The following is a 2,251-nucleotide window of genomic DNA, read 5'->3' as shown; positions in this document are numbered from 1 at the left end:
AAAGCCATTGGCAAAAGACCTCGCGGGCGCTTCTGGTAGGCGTGATCCTGCATGTCATCTACAAAGCCAAGCATGGCGGCAACGCGGCGACCTTGGCCGAAGTGGATGCCGTATTGGCCGATCCGGTTCGGCCCGCGCAGGAGGTTTGGGAGGAAATGCTTACGTTCGGCCATTTGCCGGGCGGCAAAAATCATCCCGTTGTCGGCAAAGCCGCGCGCGCCCAGCTCAATCGCCCCGATGATGAGGGCGGATCGGTTCTATCGACCGCGCAGAGCTATCTAGAATTATATCAAGACCCGGTTGTGGCCTCCAATACCGCGACTTCCGATTTCCTCATTCGTGACCTGATGAACAGCGAGAGGCCGGTTAGCCTCTACATCATCACCCAGCCCACCGATAAGGACCGGCTCCGCCCGCTTGTCCGCGTCATGCTCAACATGATGGTGCGTATCCTTGCGCCCAAGCAGGAGTTCGAGGAGGGCCGGGTAGTTCAGAGCTACAAGCACCGCGCCCTGTTTATGATTGATGAGTTTCCCAGCCTTGGGAAACTTGGAATCATTCAGGAGTCCTTGGCGTTCGCCGCAGGCTACGGCCTGAAATTCTATCTCATTTGTCAGGACACCAACCAGCTTAGGAGCCGGGAAACCGGCTATGGGCCGGATGAGCTGATAACCTCCAACGCTCATATCCAGAACGCCTATCCGCCCAACCGTGTTGAGACGGCCGAGCATCTTTCCAAACTCACCGGGCAGACCACCGTTCTTAAAGAGCAAATCACCAAAAGCACCGGACGCGGGGGCGGGGGTTTCTTTGGTGGCACCGTGTCCAAGACCGTGCAGGAAACCCAGCGCCCGCTTTTGACGCCTGATGAGTGTATGAGGATGCCGGGGCCGAAGAAGACCCCGGACGGAGATATTTCCGAAGCGGGCGACATGCTGATTTATGTCGCAGGCTATCCCATGATCTATGGCCGTCAGCCCCTCTATTTCCAAGACCCGACCTTTAGTGCCCGCGCCAAGATTCCCGCGCCGGATCGGAGCGACACGATCAGGGGCAATCACGCGCCGAAGCCGCCCGAAGGGGGCCGGAGGATCAAACTATGAAGCGGCCGAGCTTCGCCAAGGTCAGCCGCTATGCGGTTTGTGGCGTGGCGGGGGCCATGATCGCCATGCTTGGCGCGAAGGCGGCGGGCCTTCGCTTCAACGCTACGCCGAGCATCCCGGTAGGCGTCTATCGGGCGACGGGCGGGACCGCGCAAAAGGGCGATCTTGTGGCGTTCTGTCCGCCCGCAGCGCCGCCCTTTTTGGAGGCGTTGCGTAGGCGCTACATCGAACCCGGCGACTGCCCCAGCGGAAGCTATGAAATGATGAAGCGGATTTTAGCCGCTAAAGGCGACCGCGTTGAGATTGGCGGGCAGGGCGTGCGGATCAACGGCCGCCTTGTCCCCGACAGCGCCCCGCAGCTTGCCGATGGGGCAGGGCGGGCCTTGCCCCGGCTCAATGCCGCTTGGACGCTAGGCGATGGGGAAATCCTTGTCCTTGGCGACAGCGCGGCCTCTTTCGACGGCCGCTATTTCGGGCCGATCAGCGCGCGGCAAGTGACCGCCTCCATCAAACCCGTAGTGACGTGGTGATGGCATGAGCGGAGAGATCATCGTCATTGCCGAAAAGCCCGAACTCGCGCGGGCCATTGCCGAGGGCCTTGGAGGAGGGGCGCGACAAGACGGCTTCATAGATTGCGGCCGTCATTATGTGACGTGGGCGATTGGCCACATGCTTGAGCTAGTGGACCCGCAAGACCCGTGGAACATGGCGGCGCTGCCGATCAGCTTCATCCCGTGGGAAAAGCGGCCCGTTGCCAAGACGAGCGCCCAGCTCTGCACGATCGGCAAACTCCTCAAATCGGCGCGGAGCGTCATTCACGCGGGCGACCCCGACGATGAGGGCCAGCTTATCGTTGACGAGATTCTGCAATGGGCCGGAAGCCGGTTGCCGGTCCAACGCCTGCTAATCAATGACAACAATCTAAAGGTTGTGCAGCGGGCCTTGGCCTCCATGCGGGATAACCGCGAATATGCCGGGTTATCCGCGTCGGCCGAGGCGCGCAGCGTGGGCGATTTGCTCTATGGCGTGAACATGACCCGCGCCTATACCCTCGCGGCGCAGGCGCGGGGGTTTCAGGGCGTTCTTAGTGTCGGTCGCGTGCAGACCCCAATCTTGGGCCTTGTCGTCCGCCGCGACCGCGATTTTGA

The 2,251-nt window shown here is 61.2% G+C and carries 3 protein-coding genes; all 3 read left to right on the top strand.

All coding sequences use genetic code 11. The annotated features are described in order from the left end of the window. The coding region (locus SPHV1_RS03680; protein ID WP_156367232.1) for a type IV secretory system conjugative DNA transfer family protein at window positions 1-1,103 on the top strand (1,103 nt) is incomplete at its 5' end. Further along, window positions 1,100-1,633 carry a conjugative transfer signal peptidase TraF gene (traF, locus tag SPHV1_RS03675; protein WP_054944722.1) on the top strand — a complete coding sequence of 178 codons (534 nt, stop codon included), beginning with the start codon at window positions 1,100-1,102 and terminating at the stop codon, window positions 1,631-1,633. The genes SPHV1_RS03680 and traF, both read left to right, overlap by 4 nt. A gap of 4 nt (window positions 1,634-1,637) precedes the next feature. Further along, a partial coding sequence (locus SPHV1_RS03670) for a DNA topoisomerase (protein ID WP_231634507.1) occupies window positions 1,638-2,251 on the top strand: 614 nt, incomplete at its 3' end.

Origin of the sequence: Novosphingobium sp. KN65.2, assembly GCF_001368935.1 — a bacterium.
Classification (GTDB): Bacteria; Pseudomonadota; Alphaproteobacteria; order Sphingomonadales; family Sphingomonadaceae; genus Novosphingobium; species Novosphingobium mathurense.
Note: the sequence above shows the minus strand (reverse complement) of the source record. Positions and strands in the feature narration are given on the sequence as shown.